The 26,822-nt window shown below is 60.7% G+C and carries 25 protein-coding genes and 1 tRNA gene; 9 read left to right on the top strand and 17 right to left on the bottom strand.

Features of this window, described 5'->3' with window-relative positions:
* Nucleotides 1-1,159: 1,159 nt before the first annotated feature.
* The 6 genes from FFA61_RS08725 to FFA61_RS08700 all read right to left on the bottom strand — a co-directional run bounded on the left by FFA61_RS08725 (nucleotide 1,160) and on the right by FFA61_RS08700 (nucleotide 6,226).
* Nucleotides 1,160-2,206 carry a hypothetical protein gene (locus FFA61_RS08725; RefSeq protein ID WP_131247221.1) on the bottom strand — a complete coding sequence of 349 codons (1,047 nt, stop codon included), beginning with the start codon at nucleotides 2,204-2,206 and terminating at the stop codon, nucleotides 1,160-1,162.
* A gap of 467 nt (nucleotides 2,207-2,673) precedes the next feature.
* The gene (rplI, locus tag FFA61_RS08720; protein WP_005962842.1) at nucleotides 2,674-3,132 is read right to left on the bottom strand and encodes a 50S ribosomal protein L9; all 459 of its coding nucleotides are present in this window, start codon (nucleotides 3,130-3,132) and stop codon (nucleotides 2,674-2,676) included.
* Nucleotides 3,133-3,150: 18 nt separating this feature from the next.
* A complete protein-coding gene (gene rpsR / locus FFA61_RS08715; protein ID WP_005962843.1) occupies nucleotides 3,151-3,393 on the bottom strand; it encodes a 30S ribosomal protein S18 in 243 nt (80 codons plus the stop codon).
* An 87-nt stretch (nucleotides 3,394-3,480) separates the two neighbouring features.
* On the bottom strand, nucleotides 3,481-4,017 hold the full coding sequence (locus FFA61_RS08710; protein WP_005962845.1) for a single-stranded DNA-binding protein: 537 nt from the start codon (nucleotides 4,015-4,017) through the stop codon (nucleotides 3,481-3,483).
* 43 nt (nucleotides 4,018-4,060) lie between these two features.
* On the bottom strand, nucleotides 4,061-4,351 hold the full coding sequence (gene rpsF / locus FFA61_RS08705) for a 30S ribosomal protein S6 (protein ID WP_040313584.1): 291 nt from the start codon (nucleotides 4,349-4,351) through the stop codon (nucleotides 4,061-4,063).
* Between the two features lie 537 nt (nucleotides 4,352-4,888).
* Nucleotides 4,889-6,226, bottom strand: coding sequence for an MATE family efflux transporter (locus FFA61_RS08700; RefSeq protein ID WP_242600869.1), 1,338 nt, complete (start codon nucleotides 6,224-6,226; stop codon nucleotides 4,889-4,891).
* Nucleotides 6,227-6,744: 518 nt separating this feature from the next.
* Between FFA61_RS08700 and dnaB the strand changes: the two genes are divergently transcribed.
* A complete protein-coding gene (gene dnaB / locus FFA61_RS08695; RefSeq protein ID WP_233050522.1) occupies nucleotides 6,745-8,052 on the top strand; it encodes a replicative DNA helicase in 1,308 nt (435 codons plus the stop codon).
* 696 nt (nucleotides 8,053-8,748) lie between these two features.
* Here the strand turns inward: dnaB and FFA61_RS08690 are convergent.
* From FFA61_RS08690 to FFA61_RS08670, 5 genes are all read right to left on the bottom strand, one after another.
* Nucleotides 8,749-8,967 carry a hypothetical protein gene (locus tag FFA61_RS08690; protein WP_005962859.1) on the bottom strand — a complete coding sequence of 73 codons (219 nt, stop codon included), beginning with the start codon at nucleotides 8,965-8,967 and terminating at the stop codon, nucleotides 8,749-8,751.
* A gap of 553 nt (nucleotides 8,968-9,520) precedes the next feature.
* Nucleotides 9,521-9,730 carry a cold-shock protein gene (locus tag FFA61_RS08685; protein ID WP_040313902.1) on the bottom strand — a complete coding sequence of 70 codons (210 nt, stop codon included), beginning with the start codon at nucleotides 9,728-9,730 and terminating at the stop codon, nucleotides 9,521-9,523.
* 717 nt (nucleotides 9,731-10,447) lie between these two features.
* Nucleotides 10,448-10,534 (bottom strand) — tRNA-Leu (locus tag FFA61_RS08680).
* A gap of 70 nt (nucleotides 10,535-10,604) precedes the next feature.
* Nucleotides 10,605-11,693 carry an energy-coupling factor transporter transmembrane component T family protein gene (locus FFA61_RS08675; protein ID WP_005962865.1) on the bottom strand — a complete coding sequence of 363 codons (1,089 nt, stop codon included), beginning with the start codon at nucleotides 11,691-11,693 and terminating at the stop codon, nucleotides 10,605-10,607.
* Nucleotides 11,690-14,164, bottom strand: a complete 2,475-nt coding sequence (locus tag FFA61_RS08670) for a DUF2232 domain-containing protein (protein WP_005962867.1) — start codon at nucleotides 14,162-14,164, stop codon at nucleotides 11,690-11,692. The genes FFA61_RS08675 and FFA61_RS08670 overlap by 4 nt, the downstream gene beginning before the upstream one ends.
* A 250-nt stretch (nucleotides 14,165-14,414) precedes the next feature.
* On the opposite strand from FFA61_RS08670, the gene FFA61_RS08665 reads away from it, so the two are divergent.
* The 3 genes from FFA61_RS08665 to FFA61_RS08655 are packed head-to-tail and all read left to right on the top strand — an operon-like array spanning nucleotide 14,415 to nucleotide 18,356.
* A complete protein-coding gene (locus FFA61_RS08665) occupies nucleotides 14,415-15,815 on the top strand; it encodes an SLC13 family permease (RefSeq protein WP_005962873.1) in 1,401 nt (466 codons plus the stop codon).
* 1 nt (nucleotide 15,816) lies between these two features.
* A complete protein-coding gene (locus tag FFA61_RS08660) occupies nucleotides 15,817-17,889 on the top strand; it encodes a sensor histidine kinase (protein WP_005962876.1) in 2,073 nt (690 codons plus the stop codon).
* Nucleotides 17,886-18,356, top strand: a complete 471-nt coding sequence (locus FFA61_RS08655) for a response regulator (protein ID WP_005962879.1) — start codon at nucleotides 17,886-17,888, stop codon at nucleotides 18,354-18,356. The genes FFA61_RS08660 and FFA61_RS08655 overlap by 4 nt, the downstream gene beginning before the upstream one ends.
* Nucleotides 18,357-18,565: 209 nt before the next feature.
* Here the strand turns inward: FFA61_RS08655 and FFA61_RS08650 are convergent, their stop codons facing one another.
* The 4 genes from FFA61_RS08650 to FFA61_RS08635 all read right to left on the bottom strand — a co-directional run bounded on the left by FFA61_RS08650 (nucleotide 18,566) and on the right by FFA61_RS08635 (nucleotide 21,854).
* Entirely contained in the window at nucleotides 18,566-19,207 is a 642-nt protein-coding gene (locus FFA61_RS08650) for a hypothetical protein (protein ID WP_005962882.1), read from the bottom strand.
* A 95-nt stretch (nucleotides 19,208-19,302) separates the two neighbouring features.
* Nucleotides 19,303-20,088, bottom strand: coding sequence for an NADPH-dependent oxidoreductase (locus tag FFA61_RS08645; protein ID WP_005962885.1), 786 nt, complete (start codon nucleotides 20,086-20,088; stop codon nucleotides 19,303-19,305).
* Nucleotides 20,089-20,377: 289 nt separating this feature from the next.
* On the bottom strand, nucleotides 20,378-21,028 hold the full coding sequence (locus tag FFA61_RS08640) for a rhomboid family intramembrane serine protease (protein WP_242600870.1): 651 nt from the start codon (nucleotides 21,026-21,028) through the stop codon (nucleotides 20,378-20,380).
* Nucleotides 21,029-21,332: 304 nt separating this feature from the next.
* Entirely contained in the window at nucleotides 21,333-21,854 is a 522-nt protein-coding gene (locus FFA61_RS08635; RefSeq protein ID WP_040313587.1) for a peptidylprolyl isomerase, read from the bottom strand.
* Nucleotides 21,855-22,003: 149 nt separating this feature from the next.
* Here FFA61_RS08635 and FFA61_RS08630 point away from each other — a divergent pair, with 149 nt between their 5' ends.
* Nucleotides 22,004-22,609, top strand: a complete 606-nt coding sequence (locus tag FFA61_RS08630; protein ID WP_005962893.1) for a hypothetical protein — start codon at nucleotides 22,004-22,006, stop codon at nucleotides 22,607-22,609.
* A gap of 262 nt (nucleotides 22,610-22,871) precedes the next feature.
* On the opposite strand, the gene FFA61_RS08625 is transcribed toward FFA61_RS08630, so the two are convergent.
* Nucleotides 22,872-23,741, bottom strand: a complete 870-nt coding sequence (locus tag FFA61_RS08625) for a Cof-type HAD-IIB family hydrolase (RefSeq protein ID WP_040313588.1) — start codon at nucleotides 23,739-23,741, stop codon at nucleotides 22,872-22,874.
* 234 nt (nucleotides 23,742-23,975) lie between these two features.
* Here FFA61_RS08625 and FFA61_RS09230 point away from each other — a divergent pair, with 234 nt between their 5' ends.
* On the top strand, nucleotides 23,976-24,185 hold the full coding sequence (locus FFA61_RS09230) for a hypothetical protein (protein ID WP_175406564.1): 210 nt from the start codon (nucleotides 23,976-23,978) through the stop codon (nucleotides 24,183-24,185).
* A gap of 215 nt (nucleotides 24,186-24,400) precedes the next feature.
* On the opposite strand, the gene FFA61_RS08620 is transcribed toward FFA61_RS09230, so the two are convergent.
* Nucleotides 24,401-24,664 carry a cell division protein CrgA gene (locus tag FFA61_RS08620; protein ID WP_040313589.1) on the bottom strand — a complete coding sequence of 88 codons (264 nt, stop codon included), beginning with the start codon at nucleotides 24,662-24,664 and terminating at the stop codon, nucleotides 24,401-24,403.
* A 518-nt stretch (nucleotides 24,665-25,182) separates the two neighbouring features.
* Between FFA61_RS08620 and FFA61_RS09460 the strand changes: the two genes are divergently transcribed.
* Genes FFA61_RS09460 through FFA61_RS09225 form a run of 3 tightly spaced genes read left to right on the top strand, consistent with a single transcriptional unit; the run spans nucleotide 25,183 to nucleotide 26,763 of the window.
* Complete coding sequence (locus tag FFA61_RS09460) at nucleotides 25,183-25,824, top strand: DUF881 domain-containing protein (RefSeq protein ID WP_242600871.1); 642 nt, start codon at nucleotides 25,183-25,185, stop codon at nucleotides 25,822-25,824.
* A 1-nt stretch (nucleotide 25,825) separates the two neighbouring features.
* On the top strand, nucleotides 25,826-26,587 hold the full coding sequence (locus FFA61_RS08610) for a class E sortase (protein ID WP_005962905.1): 762 nt from the start codon (nucleotides 25,826-25,828) through the stop codon (nucleotides 26,585-26,587).
* A 23-nt stretch (nucleotides 26,588-26,610) separates the two neighbouring features.
* Nucleotides 26,611-26,763: a hypothetical protein gene (locus FFA61_RS09225; protein ID WP_005962908.1), complete on the top strand. Its 153-nt coding sequence runs from the start codon at nucleotides 26,611-26,613 to the stop codon at nucleotides 26,761-26,763.
* Nucleotides 26,764-26,822: the final 59 nt, after the last annotated feature.

Raw genomic sequence — 26,822 nt, 5'->3', positions numbered from 1 at the left:
TTTTTCGTCAGATTCCTGTCGCAGGGCATCTACTCGCACCTGGAAAAGTGGAGCTGATGCCGACCATGACTTTTCGTTTGGTTGCGGCGTTTGCTTGCACTCGGATAGGTGGAATCGGAGGCAGTTTTCGTGGCGCTCGCTTTGTCTGGTTTCAGGAGTGGCAGTGTCCATTCCTTGTGCTTCTAGCACCCTTGGGGTTCTGGCCTCTTTGCCCGCTGAGCATGTGGGGAAGCCTCTAGGGGTGTCGAAGGCTATTTGCGCGTGGTTCCTCAAGATCCTGACTGCCGAGACCAAGGACAGTGCTGCGTCGTTTTGCAAGCATGCAGCTGTGTTCTTTAGGTTCCTGGGTGCCTGCGTGCGGTGGTTGAGGAGAGGCAATGGTGTCTGCCACTTACTGCTCGGGTCTCTTCGCACTAGTCCTGGACGAGGGTGTCAATCACAGGCGCACTGGCCGCTGCCGACCTTAGAGCAGTGGCACGGTTGATTGTTTCACCCCACCCCTTAATGGCGAGTAATTCCCGCTCCCGTAGACCAACGTTCGTCCGTGTTTTATCCCGACCCCTGCATGGTGAGCGGAGCTACGCGCGCACGTGGTCCAGCAAAAGCTGAACATGGTTGCCTAGGGGCTGCGGCTCCGGCACGAATCGTCGCGATCCCCCACGCAGCCTTCGAGGGCTAAATCCTCACCGACGGTGTTCACAATCGCACTGGCAGGTACGCGAATACCTGCCTGAGGGTGCTTTCATAGAGTTTTGGTGCAGAAACATGAGCGGAAGTGGAAGTCAAGGCACGCTTGTATGAGTGAAGGATCTTGAGAGTGAGGGATTCCTTAAGTTCTGCTTGCGTGGGCGAAGGGATCATGAGTGGAGGGTAGAGTCGCGGCAGCGTGAGTGGAGGGGATATAGCCCCTCCACACATCGCCAAAACCTCCTTTTATGGGTGAGTCCCGCTGTCAGGCGACCTTACTCCCTCCCCTTGCTCAGCTATTTAGAGCAGCAAAGCCAGAAACAGCCCTCATCGGAAGATCCCTCCTCTGAGCAACAGACCACACCAGATTCTCTAGCGTCACACCCTGAACTGTTCCAGTCAGGCTCATGAAAAGTGCGGGGTCGCTGTGAGCATGCGATGCTCACAGCGACCCCGCACTGCGATCAGGGAACTATGCTCGCACTCGTCGACGCACAAGCGCACCCAGACCAACGAGACTCATGAGACTTGCAGCAAAGAGGACGGGAAGACTATCTGCGCCGGTCCTCGCAAGCTCTTTCGTGGCCTTTCCGGAGGCTGACGAGAAGGAGGCGTTGTCAGTGTTCGAAGAAGCGTCAGTGCCTGCGGGCGATGACGAGCTCGCCTTCTCAGCTGTCGTTTTGTTCTTCACAGTGATGGGCGTTTGAGCGGTCTTCTTCGAGGTCGTGCCAATGAACTTCACCGTGTGGCTGCCAGCGGGTACATTATCGGGCACCACGAAAGTTCCGGAGGCGTTACCGGAGGCATCAGCTCTGATCATGCCAAGTCTGATCGGGTCGGAGTGAAGCCAGACTTCGACCTCTTCATCAGGATCGAAGCCGCTGGCGGAAAGCTCGAGGGGAGCCCCGATCTCAACATCAGACTGAGTGAGCGTGATTCTCGGTTCTGCAGGAGGATCCGAGGGTGTTTCCGGTGTGGGCGGTTCCTCTTGTGAGGTTTGAGGTGTAGACGGTTCCTCTTGTGAATTCGGAAGAACATTCACTCTGGAGTACAGCCGCAGGCGACTGGAACTGCGGGCCTCAAAAAACGATTCGACAGATGAGCACGTGAAATGAAATGACACCGGAATCGTGCCGGGCTCATCAGGCAAAGTGAAGGTCGCGGTCCAAGAACCGGTATCGACATCATGCGTCACATGAGTGGGAGACGGGAGATCGCTTCGACGTGCGGGTTCTTCAAAGAGCATCCACGCTTCGAACTTTGTTGGGAAGTCGGCAATACATCCGGTTCCACTCAATGTCAGAGTTTCCCCTGGGTTCACTGCGTATTCTTCTTGAGGATCAGTGATGGCGAAATGTGGAATCTCGCATGGCCCCTCACTGAGGGAACCGGAGGCGCAGGATTGATCAATATGAGGAGAAATCGGGTCGATTGTGGCTGCGGAGGCGGCACCTGAGAAGAGGAGGCCGAGCGTCAGCGCAGAACCGAGCATAAAACGTAAGGACGAAGCGAGTGGCATCAAGACAATCTTTCAGAAAACGCGTACAAGAATACTGTCAATCTACAATAAAGCAGGCCCTAAGGGAATGTGCTCAATGGTGAACCGCTCAAAGTATCAGTCGGATTCGCCAGCGGAGGTAGCTTGTGCTCGCGTGCCTTGCATCGCGGCAAGAGTATTCGGCCTCTGGGCCTGTGTGGCACGCTTCGAGTGCTGGTTGCAAGGGAGTCTTTGTGAAGGGGCGAAGCCCACTGCTCAGCAATGAGGATGAAAATATGACATATTCCGGCAGTCAGCTCGCTTTGAAATGGAAGAAGCGTGCGCTGTGGCATCGTGTAGATTTGAAAGGAATGTAAGGGGCCCTCGATCCTTGCGGATCGAGGGCCCCTCATAAGGTTCAGCGACTCGAGGTCATCCCCTTCAACTCCAGCACGCAGCCTCGTCCTCGTCCATTGAGGCGCAGACGAGACTGTGACGCGGGCGAGGAATCACTCGGCGATGACGCGAACCTTGAGCTTCGCAGTGACCTCCGGGTGGAGATTCACGACGACGGTGTGATCGCCGGTGGACTTGATCGGCGAAGCGATCATGACGCGACGACGATCAATGACCTTGTCGAGCTGAGCCTTGACGGCCTCGGCGATCTGGGCGCCGGAAACAGCGCCGAAGAGACGACCGGAGGTGCCGACCTTGCCGGAGATGACGACAGGAGCGGCGGCCTGGAGGGCGTCGCGCAACTCGCGGGCGTCATCAATGGACTCGATCTCGTGGCGACGACGGGCGGCAGCGATCTCGTCGATCTGCTTTTGCGCGCCCTTCGTCCACTTGGTCGCAAAACCGCGGGGCACGAGGTAGTTGCGGGCGTAGCCGGACTTGACCTCAACGACCTCGCCGGCGTTGCCGAGATTGGCGACGTCGCGGGTGAGGATGAGCTTAGTGGTAGCCATGCGAATTTCCTTCCCCGATCAGCGGCCGGTCGACGAGTAGGGCAGGAGCGCCATCTCGCGGGCGTTCTTCACCGCACGGGCAATGCGACGCTGCTCCTGGACGGAGACGCCAGTGACGCGACGAGCACGGATCTTGCCGCGATCGGAAATGAACTTGCGCAGGAGCGCAGTGTCCTTGTAGTCGATGGTCTCAATCTTGGCCGACTTGAGGGGGTTGGCCTTCTTCTTGATGGGCTTGTTGCGAAGTTGAGGCTTCGCCATGGTGGTCTCCTTGGATCCGGGTGGACTATTCATCCACCCCAAGATGTGATGTCAGTACGTGCTCGGGTCGGCCGTGGCCGACACCGATCAGAACGGCGGTTCGCCGAAGGCGGCGTCACCCTGTGAGGATGCGCGCCACGGATCGTCGACGGTGCCGCCGGCAGGAGCGCCGTAACCGGCATTCGAACCCCCGTAGGAGCCGCCCGCGGGGGCGCCTCCACGGTTTCCACCCTGATAGCCGCCTCGGCCCTGGTCGGAACGCTCATTGCGTGAAACCTGGGCGCGCGCCCAACGGAGAGAAGGGCCGACCTCTTCGACGCGAAGTTCGATGACGGTGCGGTTCTGGCCGTCCTTGGTTTCGTAGGAGCGCTGGACGAGGTTGCCCTGCACGATCACGCGCATGCCTTTGCGGAGGGTTTCACTGATGTTCTCAGCGAAATCATTCCATGCACTGCAACGCATGAAGAGGGCGTTGCCGTCGCGCCACTGTCCGGACTTCGAGTCGTACTGGCGAGGCGTCGAAGCGACGGTGAAGTCGACAACAGCCTGACCGCTCGGCGTGAAGCGAAGCTCAGGGTCAGCGGTGAGGTTACCGACGATCGTGATCTGGGTATCTCCGGCCATTTCAACTCCTCGGGCTAAAGGGTGGGTGGGTTTGAGTGAATGCTCAGTGGGCGTCGGGACGCAGGAGCTTGGTGCGCAAGATGGTCTCGTCGAGACCCATGCGACGGTTGAGCTCGAGCGCGACATCAGGGGTCGTCGTCATGTTGATGACAACGTAGATGCCTTCGGAGCGCTTGAGGATGTCGTAAGCGAGGCGACGCTTGCCCCAGATGTCAACCTTGTCGACCGAGCCGCCGTTGGCGGACACGGGCGCGAGGTACTTGTCCATCGTGGGGGCGACGGTGCGCTCATCGATCGAGGGATCGAGGATCACCATCAGTTCGTAGTTACGCACGGTGAGTACCCACCTCCTATGGTCTTTGCGGTCACGGACGGTCCGTGACAGGAGGGTCATGCGTTCACAGACGAGGGTTCGTCTGCGGTGGAATGCCCTTGCGGGAGCTTGGACAATCCAGGGATCCAGCTTAGTCGTCGCCCAGTGGAGTGCGCCACCCTGTCCGGAGAGTTCTGGGCCACGTCCTGTCGGGGAAGCTTCTGTTTCTCAGACTCGTGGAGTGCTCGAGGCGGGTCGGTGGCGTGTTGAAGGAGTTCTTGCTCGCGCGCTTTGAGGGTGCTCGTGCTTTTGGTGCACTAGTGGAGGGGGCGGCGGGGTCTTCTCGGTGTGCGGGTTCTGACTTTGCGTTAGTGGAGGCAATGGCGGGTTTTGGAGGGGTTATAACCCCTCCACTTGTCGTGAACCCCTCCACTTGTCGTCAAGCCCTCGATCGAGAACGCACGACCCGGGGTTGGCGGTCGATGAAGGCAAGGTCGGACTCCCGGGCTTCATACAAGGCCTCGGGTTGGCGCTCAATGAACACGAAGCCCAAGTCGATCAGCCCTCCCTCAGGGATGAATCCATGGATCCGAGCAGGCCGGAGCGCGACCACCAGGTCCTCCACATATTCGTCGCCAGGCGCGCACCCATGTAGACCAGGGCGTACGCGCCCCATGCTGCCGCGACCACTTCGATACTGCCCGCACCTTCGAGGCGCCACAGCTCGATGAGCCCGAGAACCGGCAAGAATACGAGAAGCTGCCCGATTCCTGCGATCGCGAAATAGCGGTTGTCGCCAGCGCCGAGAAGCACACCATCGAGCGTGAAGACGACGCCCCCCAAAGGCATGCCGACGCAGCAGGCGATGAGTCCCCATCTCGCGATCGGGCTTACCGAGGAACTCGCGTCGAAGAGGAAGGGGATCCACGGCGAAAGAACAGTGATCACAATGCCGAGTACGACCCCGGCTCCCGCACCCCAGATCGTCAGGATCCTCAAGAGCTCTCGGAGTTCGTTGAGCTTCCCGCGCCCGAGGGCGAGGCCCACCATTGACTGGGCGGCGATCGCTAGCGCATCCAAGACGAAGCAGATGAGAGTCCAGATGGCCAGAACAATCTGATAACCCGCAAGAGCCTCAGATCCGAGCTGCGATGCTGACCAGATCGTTGCAAGGCCTGCGAGGCGTAGTGCCAAGCCGCGCACGATCAGAGGCGCACCGTCGAGCGCGGAACGCGCGATGCCGCTGCCGCTCGGACGCAGGGGTGCGCCGACCGATACGGCTTCACGCCTAAGGATCGACAGGTACACGGCCGCCATGAGGAGTTGAACGATTGACGTGCCCAAGCCGGAACCGATGACGCCGAGGCCGAGGCCGAACATCAAGACGGCGTTGAGCCCAATGTTGAGGATGGCGCCGATGCCGGTGATGAGCAGGGGAGTGCGGGTGTCTTGCAGTCCGCGCAGTGTCCCGACAGTCGAATAGCCGATCAGCATGCCGATCAGGCCAGGTGCGCTCGCCCGCAGATAGGCGACGGCCTCGTGCGCGACGGAAGAATCTGTCGTCATGAGTTTGACGAGGGCGGGGGCGAGTGCGGCGAGAAGGACGGCGACGATGAGGCCGAGCAGTGCGGCGAGCCAGGAGGCGTCGATTCCGGCGCGGATCGCGCCTCGTCGGTCCTTGGCGCCGAGTGCTCGAGCTGTGAGCGAGGTTGTGGAATACGCGAGGAAGATGAACAGGATGGTGAGAGTTTGGAGGATCTGGGAGGCGAGGGACAGGCCTGCGAGTGAGGCTGTTCCCAGGTGGCCGATCATCGCGGAGTCGATGAGAGTGAAGAGAGGTTCGGCGACGAGTGCACCGAGAGCTGGGACCGCCAGTGTGAGAATTTTCCTGGTCAACCCAGGTTTAGCTTGTGTGTTGGAGGTGCTCTCAGGAGCAGGAAGCGAAGCTTCAAGCTTCACTTGAGAGTTAGGGGATGGGCTATCGGTTCCGTCCACGAATGTGGCCTCCAATTTCAATCCACAATCTGTGTACACACTTGTGGACAAGTCTGTCATCGGGGGAATGGCATGAATCTGCCGTGAAAAGTCCGAGGGGTTTTCACGGACGCAGCGCAACACACACCGAGCGTCCACAGGGGATGTGGACGACGCGCCATGTTATCCACACGCCATCCCCAGGTTATCCCCATTCGAGTTCAGATCGAGAGTGGGAGTTCTCGCGTCGAGACGATACCCTCGCGTGTGCGCGTGACCATGGATTCAGGGTCTGACGCGGACTCGCAGTGAGGAAAGGCGCTCAAGCCACGCCCCTTTCCTCAAGGTGGTGAGCCGCATTCTCGCGTGCGTCGACTGTAGAGAGGATCATCGTGGCGGAAGATTTTGATCGCACACCACCACAGGACATCGACGCGGAAATGTCGGTCCTCGGATCGATGATGCTCACCACTGATGCGATCGTTACTGTCACAGAGGAGATTCGCGGTTCCGACTTCTACATGCCGAATCACGAGATCATCTTCGATGCGATCGTGGACCTCTTCGGTCAAAACGAACCCGCCGACGCGATCACTGTTGCAGGGTATCTGCAGCGCGAAGGCACTTTGTCCAGGGTCGGTGGCGCCCCCTACTTGCATACCCTCATCGCTTCGGTGCCGACTGCGGCGAACGCTGGTTACTACGCGCGCATCGTTCGTGAGCGCGCGATCATGCGTCGCCTTGTCACTGCGGGCACGCGCATCGTCCAACTCGGCTACGCCGAGGCCGGTGGCGAGGTCGAAGAGATCGTCGAACAGGCGCAATCCGAGATTTACGCGGTCTCTTCGGAACGCACCGCAAGGGACTACGTCGCCGTAGGCTCTATGACTCACGAGCTGCTCGAACACCTTGAAGACATTGAGAAGTCCAAAGGCAAGCTGCAAGGTGTTCCCACGGGATTCAAGGAGCTTGACGACCTGACACAAGGGCTTCGCGGCGGTCAGATGATTATCGTTGCCGCCAGACCCGCTATGGGCAAGTCCACTCTCGCCCTCGACTTTTGCCGCTCGGCCTCGATCAAGCATGGGATCACATCCCTGGTCTTCTCCCTTGAGATGAGTCAGCAGGAGATTGCGATGCGAATGCTCGCTGCAGAATCAGGAGTGTTCCTGTCCAAGATGCAGGCGGGCTCGATGAATGACACCGACTGGAAGCGTGTCGCCAGAACGATGGAGAGAGTCTCCGACGCCCCCTTGTATATCGACGATTCACCGAATATGACGATCACGGAGATTCGTGCGAAGTGTCGACAGCTCAAGCAGCAGCACAACCTCGGCCTCGTGGTGATCGACTACCTGCAGCTCATGACGAGCGGCCGACAGGTCGAGTCTCGTCAGCAGGAAGTCTCAGCCATGTCGCGTAATCTCAAACTCCTCGCGAAGGATATTGGAGTTCCGGTGGTTGCCGTCGCGCAGCTCAACCGAAACTCCGAGTCGCGCAATGACCGCAAGCCGATGATGTCTGACCTGCGTGAATCTGGTTCGCTGGAGCAGGATGCGGACATCATTATGCTGCTGCATCGTCCCGATTATTACGACAAGGAAGACCGTCCAGGAGAAGGCGACATCATTGTCGCGAAGCACCGTAATGGTGAGACTGCAGTAATTCGCACCCTCTTCCAGGGTCACCTCTCGCGTTTCGTCAACTACAGCGGTCGCGAAGAGCCGCACAATACGCGACAAGACTGAGCGTCGCGCGCCTCTGCGTGTGCCGATCCGCTGAGGGGTAGGAGGGGCGTGAGGCTTGGCGTGCGGCGGGGGCTGTGGTGCTGAGTGGAGGCTGTGACGACAAGTGGAGGGGTGATATCCCCTCCACAATTCGTCAACCCCTCCACTTCAGAAGGTGAGCTTTATGAGGTGAGGATTGAGAGCCCGATTAAGGCTTCAGATCGTGTGGATGCGTCGATCTGATTGTGCCTGGGATCTGGCGCTGAGCGGAGGCTTGGCGTGCGGTGGGGGCTGTGGTGCTGAGTGGAGGCTGTGACGACAAGTGGAGGGGTGATATCCCCTCCACAATTCGTCAACCCCTCCACTGATGAGGCTATCCCCATCGGAGTTTTGGCTTGTGTGGAGAGAGTCGGATCGACTGTGTCGATTGAGGAGTCTTCTCTTCCGATGTCTTGCTTGAGGATTCTCCTGTTCCAATTTCGGGGCTGAGACCTGAAGGAGGATGAGGGTGGCACGGGTTCCACATCGATAGGAGAAAAATGGCAGAGCGAAGGCCCGCAATGGAGTTAGCGGCAGAAATGTATGTACAGGATCGACGTTTTGGGCGCAAATGGGGTGGATGTCATGGGGTGAAAAGGCAAAAGAAAAAGCGCGACGTCACAGGCGTCGCGCTCGTCATGCGGGGGCGCGCTGCGTGGCGCGCCCCGGATTATCGGTTCAGTTCTTCTCGTTGCGAATCGCGTAAGCGGCGGGAGCGAAGAGAACAGCGGTGAGGCCAACGAGAGCAGCGATGACAGCCGAAATGGTCGAGGAGGCGTTGACGGCGGCGAAAACACCGAGAACGGCGAGGAGGACAACGGCGATGATGACGCCCGCAGCGTTCGCCTCGCCTTGCCAGCTGGCGACGGCGATTTCAGACTTCACGATGTTGTTCATGGGGTTCTTCTTTCGAGTCAGTGCGCGAAGCACTGACTGTGCCCCGCACAGCAGTGTGTCAGTGTTGCATCCCCGATTCCGGAAACGTTTCCATCCCCTCGGATCAGCGGTTATAACGTTACCAGCAGCACCAATTCCCTATCCATCTTTGCGCCTGATTTCACATGCTCACATTCACTGATCCGAGCCTGTGATGAGGCTCGTTACGGCTTTGGAGTTTCGAGGCCCATGATGCACCGTGATTCGAGTGCCTGGGTACCTCTTTGCGAGTCGCAATCGTCGCTCTGAATGGAGTCGCAATCGCCGCTCCGAAGAGGAAAATCCCCTCGGTGCGCGGCGCGAGGGGATGGTGATCCTGTTTTCTGCCGTCAAAAGGCCGATGAGACTAGGCCTTGGTCGGCACTGGGCCTTGGTCGACACGGAGCCTGTTTGACAGGGACCTTGATCGACACACATGCCTGCCAATGGGATCTGACGCTTGTCAGCACAGGCGCGTGCAGCCTGGAGCCCTTGCCGAATCAGACGCGGACGGCATCAGAACTCGAAGAGATACTCAGGCGAGACGCTGGATGTTCTCCGCCTGAAGGCCCTTGGGGCCCTGAGTGATGTCGAACTCGACCTGCTCGCCCTCGAAGAGGGTACGGCGGCCAGATTCTTGAACAATGTTGGAGAAGTGAGCGAAAACGTCGGCGGAGCCATCGCTGGGGGTGATGAAGCCGTAGCCCTTTTCGTCGTTGAACCATTTCACGACACCAGAAGTCATGGTGTTTCCAATCTGCAGGCCCATTCGGGCGTTTCCCCGGCCCAAGTCGGGTTCCGGGATAGTGATCGAAGCTCCTGCAAACACCGACGAGCGAGTATCGCAATGAATCCGAGTTACTACGGCGTCAACGCTACAGCATGGGGGAGACTCTCACGTCATCACTACGGGCCGATCAGGACACACTTGCACGACCTACCTGTGCTCCACGTCGCGGATATCACCGAGGATGATCCGATCAACGAGGCCGGGGGTGGAATCTTTGACTCGTGTAGGGCTTGCTGAAAGAGATTACCGACGAATCCCAAAGGCTCTCTCGAGGGTCTTAAGCGAGGGATCGCTTGAACTGAGTCCATGCGCTGTTGAAAAGCTCGAGATTGTGGTGTTGGGGAGCGAGTGATCCGGAAAGAGACCGGAGGTGAATAAGACCGGTGCGAGCAAAGAATGGTGCGGGCTAGGCCCAGTGTGAACTGAGATGGAGACGGGTGAAGGCCTGTGTGAACTTGGGACCGCGGGGACGAAGATCATTGCGAGTTGAGGGTGAGGTGGGTGAAAGCCTGTACCAAGGAGAGTCGAGGTAAAGGAAAGGGGAGTGGGCTCAGGCCATGTGAAAAAGGCGACCCACAGGTTCAACCATGAAGAATTATCATGAGTATCTCAATGCTGCTGCTTCATCGCGCATAATGCACTGATTTTCCCGCAGAATCCTGCGGGAAAGTGTGGTGCGCGAGGGGGGAGTTGAACCCCCACCCCATCACTGGGACACGGACCTGAACCGTGCGCGTCTGCCTATTCCGCCACTCGCGCGTGCGTTGAAAGGTTACGGGGGAGGAGGTGAGCGCGTCAAATGAGAACGCGTTTTCGGACGGATCTGCGCTCACGATCCGCCAAGATCGACGAGGACGTGGGCGGCGATGATCCCGGCGAGTGCGAGGGCACTCAGCACGGCAGCCACCCCGTCATTGAGACCCAGACGCAGAGGCTCTGTGGTCAGGGGATCAAGGCCACCGCGCATCGACATTGCTCTGCCGGTGTCGCGGGCAGAACGAGAAGCCGCTGAAAGGACCGCGGTCGTCACGTCAACACCAAGGCGGAGGGAAGAACGAAGACCCATGCGCGTCCATTCGCCGCCCATGCGGAGTTTTGCCGCGTCAACGACTGCTTGTGACTGCTCGGCGAGGACGGGCATCGCCGTGAGTGCAAGCCCCATGATGCGCGCCCATTCATCGACAGGAGCTCCCACGAACCGCAAAGGTGAGATGAGGCGACGCAGAGCCTGAGCGATCCTCGCGGTCGAGAAAGTCCACAAGAGCAGGGCGCTTCCCCATAGGAGCACGAGTGAGAGTGCAATGAGGCGAAGGAAGATGAGGATCCCACCATCAATCGATGCGCCGATCATGCCGCCGATGAGCCCCGACCAGAACCATATGGGTGGAATCGGGACCGCCGAGAGGGGAATACGCCCGAAGATGCTGGTAAGCAGGAGGAGGAGCGCAACGATCCCGAGGGTCGGCCATTTCGGCCACACCAGCACGAAGGTGGTGAGGAGTGTCCACGCGAGGATCAACACTTCAGGTTGGACCCTCGACAGGGGTGAGGACCAGGGCAGGAGGCGCGGTATGAAGAAGCCGATTCGGCGACGCTCCTTAGGTTTCGGGCGTTTTGTGAAGTCCCTGGCCCTTGTGGGGCGGTGGCCCCCACTCGCTCCTCCCTCGGTCCCGGCCTCAGCTTTGTTGGGAGCGACTTGGGTGCCTCCAGTCCCGGCCTGAGTCTTCTTGGGCGCGACTTGGGTGCCTTCAGCCTCGGCCTGAGTCCTGTTGGGCGCGACTTGGGTGCCTTCAGCCTCGGCCTCAGACCTATCGACCTGGAATCTGGAGCCGATGTTCTTGCCCTCGGATCGGCCTTCCCTTGTGACGCGGCTTTCCTTCCGACTCAGAGGCGATTCTTGAGGTTCCTCGCAACTCATGAGAGAACCCCCTTGTCCAGGTGAAACCTGCGATCGCACAGGGCTTCCAAACCTTCGGTGTCGTGCGAGATAACGACGATCCCAAGCCCCCGAGCTTTCCTCTGGTCCAACATGCGCACAAGAGTTTCCCGAGAATCCGCGTCCAGGCCGGCCATGGGCTCATCGAGGACGATCACCTTCGGGGAAGCAGCGAGAAGACCCGCGAGGGCGACCCTGCGCTGTTGTCCACCGGAGAGCTCATCGACGCTCTTCGAAGATAAAGAAGGATCGAGGCCGACTTCCGTGAGAGCTGAAGCGAGGAGATACTCCGCTTCCTCAGGATTGAGGAAAGTCCCTTTCCTCGCGCTTGTGCCTCGATGAGGACGCCCCGAAGGACTCGTGCCGACCAAGGGGCCGAAGCCCGCGGCGGAGAGAATATCGAGGCCAACGCTCGGGCGTTGCAATTGGAGGCGGGCGAATTGGCGAGACAGGGCGACCTCGCCGACGCGCAAGTGCACCGGCTGTGAACCGAGAGTGCATCGTCCTCGAGACGGCCTCATCAGGCCGGTGAGGATTCTCGCGAGGGTCGACTTGCCCGAACCATTCTCGCCGGTGATGAGGATCGATTGGCCGGGGGAGACGAAGAAGGAAACTTCGGAAAGGACCTCGCGCTCCCAGGGCGTGCCGGGGTTGTAGGCATGTCCGAGGCCGCGCGCCCACAGGTGCTCGACCTCCCCATGATCAGAGGGGGAACGAGGGCTGAGGCGAAGGCTTGGAGGTGCTTGAGTCTCTGGCATGTATGCGCGCGAGGGCTCTTTCGCATCGCCCCTGCTCGCAGGATCACGGTGACCCTGTGTGTAGACGCGCGTCGGCTCTTGAGAGGCAAGCGCTCCGAAACGAGGACGATGGGGAACGCTGGGAAATGCAGCTTTTGCGGCCTGCACATCTGCCATGGCATCGGCATCTACCGTGGCTTGCGCATCTGCGCCTCGCACTAAGGCCTCCCGCGCAGCCTCGGTTCTTGAGGCTGCTAGTGGCGTAGAAGGATGGGGAGTGGCTGAGGGGAGCGGAGGCGCAGAAGGAAGCGAATCTGCAGAGACAAGTGAATCAACAGAAGCAAGCGAATCCGTTGACGGGAGCGGAGGCGCAGAAGGAACAGACGAGGCTGAAACAGGCGCAGAGGAATCCTCAACGACTCGTCCCCCTTCCAAACGGATCACACGCTCGGCACAAGCGGACTCAAGCGGATCGTGGGTGATATGCACGACTGCGGTCCCCTCAGCCGCCAATCCCCGAAGAATCCCCAAAAGCTGGACCCGCCCGGCCGGGTCGATCATCGCGGTCGACTCATCGGAGATGAGGAGCTTCGGTCGTCTTGCGAGAGCACCCGCGAGAGCAAGACGCTGCAATTGCCCACCAGAAAGGCGACGCGTCTCCGAGTCTTCCAATCCCGATAAACCGACCCTGGCAAGAAGCCCGGGAAGATCAACAGAGCTGCGCTCTTCGGGACTCATCCCCCAGTAGATGTCCTCAACGACAGTGGTGCCCAGGAACTGCAACTCACTCCTTTGAGCGACGAGGGCGGTGCCGCCGAACTCCCCAAGCCCTGCCCGTCCCGGGCGAATCACCCTTCCCGAACTCGGTTCTGCGCCTGCGAGCACCAGCGCCAGAGTCGACTTCCCGGAGCCATTCGGCCCGAGGACGACAGTGAAACCCGCATCGATCCGCACGGAAAGATCAGTCAAGGCCGCTTCGTCGGCGCCCGGATAGGTGAAACCCACGCCCTCCAACTTCAAAGGAAGAGGCGCGATCTGTGAAGCCGGACTCGTGGAATCTGAGCCTTCGGGCGCGAAGAGAGGATCCCATTCTCGAACAATGTCAATGCGTCTCAAAACCCTCGTGAGAAGCCAATACGCGGCGAGCGCGAGCAGGAAAACCCACAGGCCCGAGGATGCGGGGATCCACGTCCACCAGTATTCGAGCATGAGCTCGACCCATGAGCGCGCCAATTCGACTGAAGGGGCGAGCGTGGGCACACCCTCCAGCACAGTGAAGTAGCCGTTCATTGAGGTGCGCGTCGAGTCGAGGAGGAGGGTGCGTGACTCTTCGAGGACGCTGAGCACACCCCAGGTGATTGCGGCGCCTATAACCCCGATGCCGAAAGCCGTGAGGAACACAAGGAAACTGCCCGCACCCTTGCGGTGTAGAAAACCGACGACCCAGCCGACGAGGACGGTTTTCGTCACCGCCCATGCCGTCGGCAATCCCCCCACGCCCGCTGACATGAGGATCGAAACGATGAGGGCTGCGAGGCTCGCCCTCGTACGCAAACGAGAGCTGATCATCGCGATCGGAATGGCAGCGGCGACCTGGAAGAGAAGAGTGAAGATGGGGAGCGCAGATCCGAGGAGCCCGAGGACGACCGTCAACCCTGAGAGGATGCCTGCGGTCGCGATCTCCACGGGCTCAAGGGGGGATCGTCGTTTCGCCATACTCCCAGTGTGCCGGGTCGACCCAGGATCGGCACATCCTCGCTCAGGAGCACACGGCCCCTCCTAGCAGATGAAGCAGAGCTGCGCCGTCCTCGCCGCCAAGTGGGCTGAGAAAGTTGAAGAAGCCCCCAAGCCTGTGAGGAGTGACATACCCTGGTGGGCGTCAGTGACAGAAGAGACAACGAGGTCTTGACCAGTGCCCCGCACCAAACGTTCGCACATTCAGGTGAACCCGCGCTCCGCGCAGAACATGACGACTCGTCAGAAGAAGCCGCACGGGCCAAGCCCCGTGAAACTCTTCGGACAGATCGGCGCACTCGGCGCAATCATCATCTTCCTCTTCGTTCAACTCCCCGGCCTGGGAGTCGAAGGTTCGAGGATGTTCGGAATCTTCATTGCCGCGATCCTCCTGTGGGTCACCGAAGCGGTCCCATTGGCCGCAACCGCGACCCTCGTGATCTTCCTCGAAGTCCTCTTCGTTTCCGACCATGCGATCCTCCAGGTCGCTGAAGATGCCCCCAAGTACACGAGCTTCTTCGGGGCCCTCGCGAACCCGGTTATCATCTTGTTCCTCGGCGGCTTCATGGTGGCCGATGGTGCAGCGAAGTACAAGGTCGACCGGGCCCTGTCCGCCGTCCTGCTCCGCCCCTTCCTCGGCAAACCCCGATCAACGGTCATGGGAGTCATGCTCATCACCGCTGTCATGAGCATGTTCATGTCAAACACGGCAACAACCGCGACCATGTTCGCCGTCATGATGCCCGTCATCATGGGCCTGCCCGAAGGGCGGGCGCGCACCGGCATCGCCCTGTCGATCCCCGTCGCCGCGAACGTCGGCGGCATGGGCACGCCCGTCGGCACTCCGCCCAACGCGATCGCCCTCGGAGCTTTGCAAAGCGCCGGAATCTCCGTCACCTTCCTCGACTGGATGCTCGCCGCCGTACCCCTCATGCTCATCACCCTCGCGATCTCTTGGGGATTCATCGCCTGGCGCTACATCCCCAAGGACGCCGTCTTCAGCATCGACACGAGCGCGAAGTTCGACACGAGCCGCAACGCGAAGATCTTCTACGCGACCGCGCTCGTCACGATCCTCCTGTGGATGACCGAGGCCCTCCACGGGGTTTCGGCGAACATCGTCGGCTTCCTTCCCGTCGTCGTCCTCATGCTCACGAAAGTCATGAGCGGCGACGACCTGCGCGCCCTCGACTGGCCGGTCCTCTGGCTCGTCGCCGGAGGCATCGCCCTCGGTTCGGGCGTCGGCTCGACCGGCCTGGACAAGTGGCTCCTCGGCTCAATCCAATGGGGCGCGATCCCGACAATCATCCTCCTCCTCGTTCTCGCCCTCGTCGGCTGGGTGACCTCGAACGTCATCTCCCACTCCGCATCAGCGAACCTCCTCGTCCCCATGGGCATGGGCCTAGCCGCAACGATCTCCACTCCCGCCGCAGAAATCGCGATCGTCCTCGCTCTGGGATGCTCACTCGGCATGTGCTTGCCGATCTCGACCCCGCCGAACGCGATCGCCTACTCGACGGGCACGACCCCGACTCGTGAAATGGTCGTCGTCGGCGTCATCGTCGGCATCATCGGTGTCCTGCTCCTCTCCTTCGTCGCACCCCTCACCTGGGGTCCGCTCGGGGTGATCTGAGATGAATGAGGAGCGGGGGCTCGCTCCCCCTGAGGATGGGTGCGAGGGCGTGTGGGAGAAGACGGACGTGCGCCACGGCGGACACCGGGTCGGCCACAGCCTCCACATCCTCGTGATGGGAGACGACTCGCGGGGCCTGGCCCGAGCGCTCACCGAAGACATGGCACTCGCATTCCCGAACCTGTGCCTCGACCGGATCGACGGACCCGAGGACCTCATCCACTACGACTCGACCCTCAAAGCCGACGACCACGTCATCCTCGGTCTCGTCACCTCCGAGGTCGAAGACATTGACACCGCCCTCGAACTCGTTGAGGAGCGGCCGATTCTTGCGCCGACGAATTGGCTCATCGTCACAGATGAAACCACCCACTCCGATCTTGCACGCTCAACGACCTCCGGTCGGCTCGCCTCCCTCGTGTCGGTCCCCTGGACGGTCGAACTGCTCATCGGCCAGTCCTATTCGACGATGGTCAACCACCTCAAAGGAGAGGGGCGCACGCCAGAAGAGATCCTCGAACTCATCGGTGAAGCCCCTGCGAACGCCATCCAAGGTCCGATCCTTGAAGGCCTCGATTTGAAGGAAGAGCAGGTCGTGCGCCTCCTTTTGGAAGGTGTTGAACGGGTCCTGGGGCATCGCCCTCGACTCGTAATCCCCACGGGCACAGAACTTGCCGTCCAGGGCCAGCCCGTGCGCGCCGTTCACCTCGTCCTCGCAGGAGACGTGTCCTTGCACCGTGACGGGCTGCGAGGAGAGGTCCTCGCACACCACGCGACATCCGGGCCACTGATTGGCCTCGTGTCACTGGCCCGCGGCGAAAACGCGTTCTTCACAGCTGTCACGACCTCGACCGCGAGAGTCGTTCGCCTGACGAACGAACAATTGGAGATCGCTCTGCTCAGAGAGCCCGCGCTCGCAGCACCCCTGGCGGCACTCGCCATCCAATCCCTCACTCGCCGACTCATGCGCGCCGAAGACCTCCACTTGGAGAACGCCCTCCTCGCCGCCGATCTTGAAGCGCAACGCACAGCCTTGGAGAAGGCACTCGAGGACCTGCGGGCAACGCGCGAGCAACTCGTCGAGAAAACCCGATTCGCGATGCTCGGCGAACTGTCCGCAGGGATCGCACACGAACTCAACAACCCCGTGACTGCCCTCGCCCGCGCAGCCGAACACTTAAGCGAGGACGTGGACAGGGTCCTTGCTGCCGTGGCCTCACTCTCACAGGCCCGCGAGGCCATGCATCGGGCACTCGAATCCTCACCGCGACCCACCTCCGAGGAGCGCGAACTCGTGAAACTCCTCCTTCCCGAGGTCGGCGGCGACAGGCGCCTGGCCAGGCGGCTCGTCCTCGCGGGAGTCGTTGATCCTGTGCGCGCCCGAAGTTTTGCCCAAGCCGGCGAGTCCACCGTTGAGGTCCTCGAATCGGGGGCGAGGATCGGCTCCTCCCTCAGGTCCGTCCTCGCCGCCGCTGAGCGGGTCATCGACCTGACTCGTTCCCTCAAGGGATATGCGCGTCCAGATGCTGCAGATTTTGAAGCCGTCGACGTGTCAGCAGGTATTGACGATGTTCTGCGCCTCACCGACTACCGGCTCCGCGGGGTCGAGGTCATCCGAGAGGGCGGGCCCCTTCCCCCTGTTCTTGCCCACCCCTCGAAGCTTCAACAAGTGTGGACGAACCTCATTGTGAATGCGGCAGAGGCGATCGAGGACGAACACGAAGACCTGGAGAAACGGAGAAAGGCCGGAGAAGAGGCGCTTTTCGCCCGTGGAACCGCTCCCGCGCAGATCCGGATCCTCCTCGAAGAGGAAGGGACGTTCATCCGCGTCACCATTGAAGACAATGGCCCGGGAATCGCCCCCGAGATCGTTGAGAAGATCTTCGAACCGCATTTCACGACGAAAGCCGGTCGAGTCCGCTACGGGCTCGGCATGGGAATGTCCATCGTCCACTCGATCGTCTCCGACCACGGCGGCCGCCTCACGGTCGAATCCCAACCCGGTAGGACGCGCATGATCGTCCGCCTTCCCGCGATGAAGCACGAGAAAACGCCCAAGGAGGAAACACGATGACCCTTGCGATCCTGTCACTCGAAGACGAGGCGAACGTCCGCGAAGCCCTCGAACGCGACCTCGATGACTTCTGGAGGCATGTGCGCCTCGAAGTCGCTGATGATGCTGATGACGCGTGGAGCGCCGTCGAGGACATTGTTGCCGACGGGGATGAGCTCGCCGTCGTCCTCTCTGACCATCGACTGCCCGGAAAGTCCGGCGTCGACTTCCTCGTGGAGCTCGTGAAGGACCCGCGTTTTTCCTCGACGAGGACGGTGCTCGTCACGGGCCAGGCGGACCAGGATGACACGATCCGCGCACTCAACGAGGCAGGGTTGGACCATTACATTGCCAAGCCCTGGGACCCGGTGAATCTGCAAGAGGTCGTTCGACACCAGCTCACGGATTTCGTCCTCGAAGCGGGGATCAATCCGCTGCCCTATCTGCCGGTCCTTGACGGCGTGCGCGTCATGGAGGCGATCCGCTAGGCGCGATGCGGGGGTCTTGGGGGCGATGTGGGTGAAGCGCGACGCGAGCGAAGCGTGAGGCGACGGGCTGGGTGTGAACTCCAAGGAGTGGCGTCTTCTTCAGGGGCGCTCAGGGGTGAAACGATCGTCTGACGCTGACGCGCGAGCGCAATGCGGGGACCTTGGGCGCGACGGGTGCGAAGAGCGAGGCGACCTGTCAGCGGGGCCGGTCAACCGGCGTTCTGATCGAAACAGAAAGCTGGGCCCTCAAAACCAGAAGCGCCGAGGATCGCGAAGATCTCATCCATGAGCTTGACCGGGGTCGTCTGACCGGAGGCGACCTCCTCGTGGCGGACTTCGATCGCCGCCATCCCATTGAGATCGTGCACTGGCTCCGTGTCGAAACGCGAACCCAGGAGGATGTTCGCCTCTTCCAGGTCCTCGGGCGAGCCGAAGAACCAGGTTGTTGCGGTGCGCCGACCCTCGACCTCGCCGACCCACATGTGCGTTAAGAGGATGCGGCGGCCTTCGCGGGGGAAAATCGAGCCGACGCGGGAGAATAAGGCGATTGAGCCCGAGCCCGGACCGAGGGAGTCCTCGAGCAGCGCATAAGCGTAGGCGCCGATGCCGCGCAGGGTCAGGGCATCAGCGAGCTGGCCGAGGATCTCATCGCCGAAAGGCTCATCCTGGAAGTAGATGCCTTCACCGCGAATCGGATCGCCAGAACCGAGGATGGAGATCTCGAATCCGGCGGCGGCGAGTGCTTCGCGCACCGCTTCAACATCGTGCTCGGGGAAAGGATGGAGCACAGCGGCGTTGGAGCTGTGACGCTCGATGAAGACGTAGGTGGGAAAGCCGGGGGAGCGAGGCATGACTCCATCGTAAAGCGATGTTCGTCAAGCGACGCTCCCCGGCCTCGAACTCCGGGGTGTCCCCTGTGAACACCCCGGGCTCATTGAGTTTCACTTCACTCCAATGCGAAACCCTGCTCGTTGAGGACCTCAAGGATCGGGGAGACATGAGCGCCGGCCACACCGATCGTAGTGCGCACCAAAGTGGAGAAGGACTCGGTGCGCTTCGAGGTGTCGCGCATGTCGTAGTAGTCGGTGATGATCTCGTCATAGTCGGCGATCAGCTCCGAGTAGGAGTCGACCTTCGGGTAGGAGTTCTCAGCGACGATGACCGACAGCGGCAGACGCGGCTTGAACTGGGGCTCCTGATCCGGGTGCCCCACGAGGAGGCCGAGGACGGGGAAGGTGAGTTCGGGCAGGCCGAGGGCTTCGATCACTGCACGCGGATCGGCGTGGATGGAGCCGAGATAGCAGGTGCCCAGGCCCATGGACTCTGCGGCGACGACGACGTTCTGCGCGGCCAGGAGCGCGTCATGCAGCGCGGTCAGCAGCAGGTTCGTGCGATGCAGGGGCGCATTGTCGACCCCGCCTTCTTCTCGGATGCGCGAGTTGCGGTACTGGTCTGCCACGAAAACGAGGAGTTCACCGCGGGTGCCGCCCACGTAGGGCTGTCCCGATGCGGCGTGCAGGCGCTCGCGGACGACGGGGTCGGTGACGCGGATGATTGTGGTCTGCTGCAAGAAGGAAGAAGAGGCGGTGTGTCGGGCGACCTCGTAGAGGGTCGTGAGCTCATCTTCGGTGAGGGGCTCATCCGTGAAGGCGCGGATTGTGCGGTGGCCCATCTGGGCTTCGATCGTTGAGTTCTCGATGGGCGCGCTTTCGCGCTTGTTCAGGGAGTTCATGCGTCTTGTCCTTTCAATCGGGCTGGCGCCCAATACGCAGTATGGGAGATGTGATGCGGGGTGTGGATGCGGGTGCGGCCACCCCTGGGTAGCTCCATTGTCACCCCCAGCATGGGCCTGTGGGGCCTCTCGGGCGAGATGGCTTCGACACGAAGGGGCTGAGCTCAGAGTACGTCGTATCCACAAGGAGATGAAGTTATCCCCAGGTGTGTACACACCTGGGGATAAACAACAGACGTGTAATTCACAGCCTTCTCGCGCCGTGAAAACCGCCTAAAACAGCCGAAAACTAGCTGAGCACACCGAAAAGCACCTTGTAGATGAGCGTGATGAATGCACACATGCCAAGGAAAATTGCCCCGGTCATCAACATGGCCTGAGACTCTTGCTCCTTCGCCGTTATCCCCCCTTTCGCCCGACCCTGGCGGATCAAGAGGAAAGCGACGAGGGCGCCGACGATCAGGCCGCCAAGGTGGGACTGCCAGGACACATTCGACGCAATGAAGCCATACGCCAGGTTGGCCGCCACGAGTACAAGGACCGCCCTCGTATCCATGCCCGCCTCACGCTGGACAACGAAAAGTGCGCCGAACAGGCCGAACACCGCGCCCGAAGCTCCGACCGTCGCCGTATAGACCGTGGAGGGCTGGACCAACACCCACATGAGGACGAATGCGGAACCGCCGATCGCAGAGAGCAGATAGATCGCCGCGAAACGCCAATGCCCGAAGATCTTCTCAAGGGGAGAACCCACCCAGTACAGGGCCAACATATTGAGGAAGAGGTGGACGATTCCGCTGTGCAAGAAGGCCGTGGTGAGGAAACGCCAGGGCTGAATAGCTGCAAATGCTGGACTGAAGAGAAACAGACGTTCAACACTGGGGAGCATGAAGCCCACGAGTGCGAAGAAGGCGCACAGTCCGATCAGAGTTTTCGTCACGCCCGGAGTGGCCGAAGAGCGGGAAAAAGTCGGCGTACCTGCGCAGTCCACGCACAGGGCGCGTACCTCCGTCGGAACCAGGCAGGCCACGCACATCGGTCGATTGCACCTCTTGCAGTAATCGACCGATCTCACGCCGGGATGGCGCGGGCATTGAGGCGCGGAGGAGGGATCGGAACGTTGACCGTACTGGGGTACCGACATGGCGTTCTCCTTGCGGGGAATGATTCGACACAACACATCGACGAGGACGATGCCGGGGCGAGGCGCAGGCCTCGCCCCGTGGATCGCGCTCTGCGAAAGATCACTCGGAGATGGTCACCGATTCGATGACGACATCTTCGACAGGACGATCATTAGCGCCGGTCACAACTGCGGCAATCGTATCGACGACATCCTTCGAAGCCTGGTCGACAACCTTGCCGAAGATCGTGTGCTTGCCGAAAAGCCACTGAGTCGGGGCGACGGTGATGAAAAACTGAGAGCCGTTCGTACCGCGACCCATGCGCTTGCCCGCGTTCGCCATCGCGAGAACATAGGGGGAATCGAAGGTGAGCTCAGGGTGGATCTCATCATCGAACTGGTAGCCGGGGCCACCGGTGCCAGTGCCGAGGGGATCGCCGCCCTGGATCATGAAACCGGAGATCACGCGGTGGAAGATCGTGCCGTCGAAGAGCGGACGGGAGGTCTTCTGACGGGTGTTCGGATCAACCCATTCGCGTTCGCCACGGGCAAGGGTCACGAAATTATGGACCGTCTTGGGAGCGTGGTTCGGGAAAAGTTCGACGAGGATATCGCCCTTATTCGTATGCAGTGTTGCTTCCATGCCTCTCATCGTCCCAGATTCACTCTTATCGGGCACGAGCTCGGCGCACCGAGAGTGCTTCAGTGGGCTGCAGATCACACAGCTTCGTAGCACAATAGGACAAGACGGCGCATCCGCGCCGAACCCCATCTGACGGATTCGGAGACATCATGGCCAATACGCCGAACTTCGATGCGGACAAGCTGCGCACCGAGGCGCTTCAGCTTCGCGACGCCGTTGCCGTTACGGCTGGTCGCATGGCCGTTAAGGCCGCCGACCTCGCTGAGCAGGGAGTCGACTGGGCGGCACCTCGCGCCCAGGCCGCCCTGGAGACCGCGATCGAAAAAGCCACACCCGTCGTCGAGGACGCAAGCGAGCGAGCTCAGGCCGCCGTTGAGCGCGCTCGTCCTGCTCTTGAGCACGCGCGCGCCGAGCTTGTTGACGACTATCTTCCGCGCATCAACCGTGCAGTCCACGAGGGCGCCGAAGCACTCAACACTGAGGGAGCACTCGTTGATCGCGCCCGTCGCGCCACGAAGGTTTCGCAGGCAGCGCTCCTTACCCCGACGAAGGCGCTTCGTCCGAAGAGGCGCTTCCTTCGCGCTATCGGATGGACTGCTCTCGCGGGCACTGTCGCCGGCGTCGGTTATGTCCTGTGGAAGCGCAGTCAGCCGATCGAGGACCCCTGGGCTGAAGAGTACTGGGCCGACCTTGAGACTGATTCCTTCGTCCCAGCTACTGAGGCTGAGGAGATCGGCGACTTCCCCAAGGAGTAGGTCGAGGAGTATCACGACGAGCGTGAATGCTGCGTTTGGTGAGCTCTCCCTCGTGTGAATCGCATCGTGCCCGGGCGTTGAGCCCGCAGACGCTGGAGGCCCTGACGGTTCCGTCAGGGCCTCCAGCGTGTGTTCAGCCATGTGAGGTGAAGACCCGATGTGACTCGGAACTCGGGGGAGGCTGCGCTGAAAACCAACGCAGCCTCCCCTCGAATCCTTTAGCCCTGAAGAATCGTCCGCTTAGCCGCGGAGAATCGTCCGCTTAGCCGTTAAGGAGCGTCCGCAGGACCTGGCCGACGCCGTCCTCGTTATTCGAAGGAGCCACGAAACGCGCGGCCTCGATAACATCGGCGTGAGCGTTGGCCATCGCGAAAGACCACTCGGCCTGAGCCAACATTGAAAGATCATTGTGGAAGTCGCCGAAAGCGGCAGTCTGCGCGGGAGAAACGCCGATCGCTTCTTGCAAAGCCCTGAGGGCGCGCCCCTTGTCAACGCCGCGAAGCTGCAGATCCGCCCAGTTCAGACCCGAAATCGCGAACTGGTGAGTATCGGCGAAGAGCCCCAGAGTCTTCTCGGCGATCGGAGTGACTTCCTCAAGGTCGAGGACTGCGAGCTTGATGACATCGTCATCAATAGCGTCCGATTCCATCTTCGCCACGACCTCGTGCTGGTCTGAGACCTTGAGGACCCGGTGATAGTAGGGGTCAACCTGGGAGGTGAAGGGCTCATCATGTCGTTCGATGTAGGCGAATTGCTTGCCGCACAAAAGTAGGCCCGCATTGCGCCCAGCCTTGACCTCTGCGCGGACGAGGTCGATCGCGCGACTCACGGTCTCATGATCGAGAGGGCTTGAGGAGACCTCAACTCCATCCTTCATGACGATCGCCCCATTCTCGGCGATGACTGTCATTCCGGGGCGGTTCGGGAACATGTCGAGAAGGGTCCACACCTGCCTGCCCGAGGCGGGCGCGAAGACAATACCCCGCGAGTCGAGTTCATCGAGTAGCTCATCAAGCTTGGGCGGGAATCGCTTCTGGTCGTCGAGGAGGGTTCCATCCATGTCGACGCCCACGAGCCGAAGCTCGCAAAGCCCGGCGTAGGCGGACAAGTCGCTGGGAAGTGGCTCGGTCATGCCGTGATTCTCGCTGATTCTCATATCGTGCGCGCAGCTTTGGCGCTCTAGATGTGCAGCGCCTTTTGAGGGTATCTCGGGCGCTGTGGCAAGGATTGCTGTGACGCCTGAGGTATGCGGCGCCTCTGGTCTCTCCGTCGAAAGAGTACAGGGCCCCTTCGTGTGCTGGCATGCACGAGGAAGGCCCCCGCAGATTCACAGAGAAGAAAAGGGGAAGAAGATGCGAATCGTCGAATGGGTGAAGGTCCGCAGGTCGAAGCTTCAAGGCCCGGAGTGTCCATGGTGCGAGGAGATCCCGCTCGAAGCGTGCCCATCGTGCAGCTCCAATCCGAAAGGACTTCACTGCCCAAACTGCTTCCGCTCACTCATCTGCCCGGTCCATCGTCAGTACTGGTGGGTGTGATCCCCAAGGGACTGGGCAAGCACGGTGCCACTCTCCACTGAGTAGTTGGTGATTCGCCTCGTGATCCCCGGCTGTGAAGGGAAGACAGGAACCGAGAGACAAAGAGGAGTGAGGCGAGTAGGGGCCCTCTCCTGTGGGAATTCTCCAGCGCGGGGCCAGCCGGAGACGAGGATAAGGCGCCCGGGTGTGAAAAGACCCGCCTGCGAAAGGATCGCAGGCGGGTCATCGAAATCAATCCGAGAAGCCTAAGGGGCGCTCAGCGCCACTTCAGCGTCATGAGGAATCCAACCATCATGATGCCCAGGCCGATCACCATGTTCCACCACGAGATATTCGGGATCGGATAAGTACCCGAAGAGATGTAGTAGACCATCAGCCACACGAGGCCGAGCAATAGCAATGTCACGAAGGCCGGTGCCCACCAGCGGGGGCTCAGCGGAATGCCTTCGGTCCACGAGTGGATCTCGGTGTCGTCCGAGACCTCACGCCCATCCTTCTTGCGCTTCTTCGACTCGGCCACGTCACTCCTCAATACTCGGGGCGTCCCTGTGATGCGTTGCGGGAACGACACTGCTCGTAGCGTAGTCTTCCCCATAAGACATGTGAAAGCGCGACACGGGAGAGGCCATGAGCGGCGAAGAGCACAGGGATGAAAATCTCCTCGGCTCTCCCGCGCCCTCCGGTGACAAAACCCCTCTCCAAACATCGCCTGAACAGGCTGAACAAGCGGATGCGCAGCATCTCAAGGTTGAAAACGACACCCGGGGAAACTCAGCCCCAGAACAAACAGCTCCTGGGAAGACCCCCGTCCCAGAGTCGCAGCGGGCTTCTGCTCGTCACAACTCCGCCTCTCACTCATCTTCCCTTGCTCCACACAAGTCTTCTTCGGCTCGCCAGCATGGCGGCGCTCATTCGCGCCCCTCAGCTCGCCACAGCTCCTCTTCTGACGCTCGCACATTCCTTTTTTCCTCCAAGAAGCCCAAGATTCTCACAAGCCCCACCTCCTCTTCGCTGCGAAAAGGGGTCTCCGTCCTCGTTGTGACACTCGCATCGGGACTTCTCTTCACGATTTCCGCTTCGCTTGCGAAGACAGCCCCCCACTCCGACTCCGACCTGATCGGCCTCGTGCGAACCTCTCAAACAGAAGTCGGGGCCCTCGAGGAGCAAGTCCTCGGGCTCAAAGCCGAAATCGATAGCTACACGAAAGCCACCGAACAGCCCGCAGCGACCGTCCCCGCCCTCGCATCCCAAGCGGTGCGCGGGCCCGGGGTCACGATCACACTGACTGACGCCCCGCCCGACTCTCTCGCCAGAGGGGCTGCGCCAAACGACCTCGTCATCCACCAGCAGGACATCGAGGACGTCATGAACGCACTGTGGAATGGTGGCGCGGAAGCGATGACTGTGCAGGACATCCGAGTAACCGGCAGGACCGTGATCCGCTGCATTGGGAATGTGATCCTCGTGGACGGCGACTCCTTCTCACCCCCGTATGTGATCAAAGCAATCGGTGACCCGGCACAACTGCGCAGGAAGGTTGACGAGAATCCCCGTATCGTCAACTACAAGACCTATGTGACGCTCTACGGCCTCGGTTGGGAAATGACGACCGAGGACGAGCTGCGCCTCCCTGCGGCGAGCGCAGATTCGACGAACTCCTACGCACAGGTGGTGGATTGATATGACGGTACCGCAGCATGTCGCACGGCGGGTGACTCGAGAAAGCTCCTCCCCCTCCATAACGCTCGTGGGAGTACTGGGGGAGCTTTTCATCACCGCCGCTCTCGTGCTCGTCGGTTTCGTGTTCTGGCAGCTCTACTGGACGAGCTATCAGGTCGCAGGACCCGTCAATGAAGCGATTCACTCCTACTCTGAGGCGCACGCCCCCTCGACGAGTAACGTCGGTGAGCGTCGCACGAGCGCCCCTCCGGCATTCACACAATCACCGGGAATGAACGAGGTGTACGGACTCGTGCATGTGCCCAGCTGGAATTGGATGCGGATCCCGCTCGCAGAGACGACTTCGCACGCGGTCCTCGACCAGGGATTCGCCGGCCACTACAAGGAAACCGCCCAGCCGGGAGAGATTGGTAATTTCTCCATTGCAGGTCACCGCCGGACCTACGGCAACAACTTCCGCTGGATCGACCGTCTACAGGACGAGGACAAGGTCGTCGTCGAATTGGACAACTACTACATTGTGTACTCCGTGAAATCCCGGGAAATCGTTGAAGCCGATGATGAGACGAATACTCGTGTCATCGCGCCTGTCATTGGGGATGTCTCCTGGACGCAGGCCCCCACACAACGGTGGATGACGATGACGACCTGCCATCCCGAATACGGCAATTCACAGCGCTTCATTGTCCATTTGAGTTTCGAGTCGTGGACCCCGAAGGACACTGGTGTGCCCGCCGAACTCGCCGAAGAGCCGGCCGCCTGATCGCCTAGGAGAGGAATCGAATCGTGTACGCGTGGATCTTCCGCCATCTGCCCGGTCCGAAGTGGCTGAAAGTACTTGAGTCTGCTGCGCTGATTGCGCTGATCGTCTGGGTGCTCTTCACCTATGTGTACCCCTGGGTCCAGTTGTTCTTCGGCCTGGGTGGCGCCGACCTCTGAGTTCCCTCATGAGAGGTACGCTCCCCCTTCGCCCTCGATCCTGATGACCGAGGGCGAAG

The sequence above is a fragment of the Schaalia cardiffensis F0333 genome (assembly GCF_005886435.1).
In the GTDB taxonomy this organism is placed as follows: Bacteria; Actinomycetota; Actinomycetes; order Actinomycetales; family Actinomycetaceae; genus Pauljensenia; species Pauljensenia cardiffensis.
Note: the sequence above shows the minus strand (reverse complement) of the source record. Positions and strands in the feature narration are given on the sequence as shown.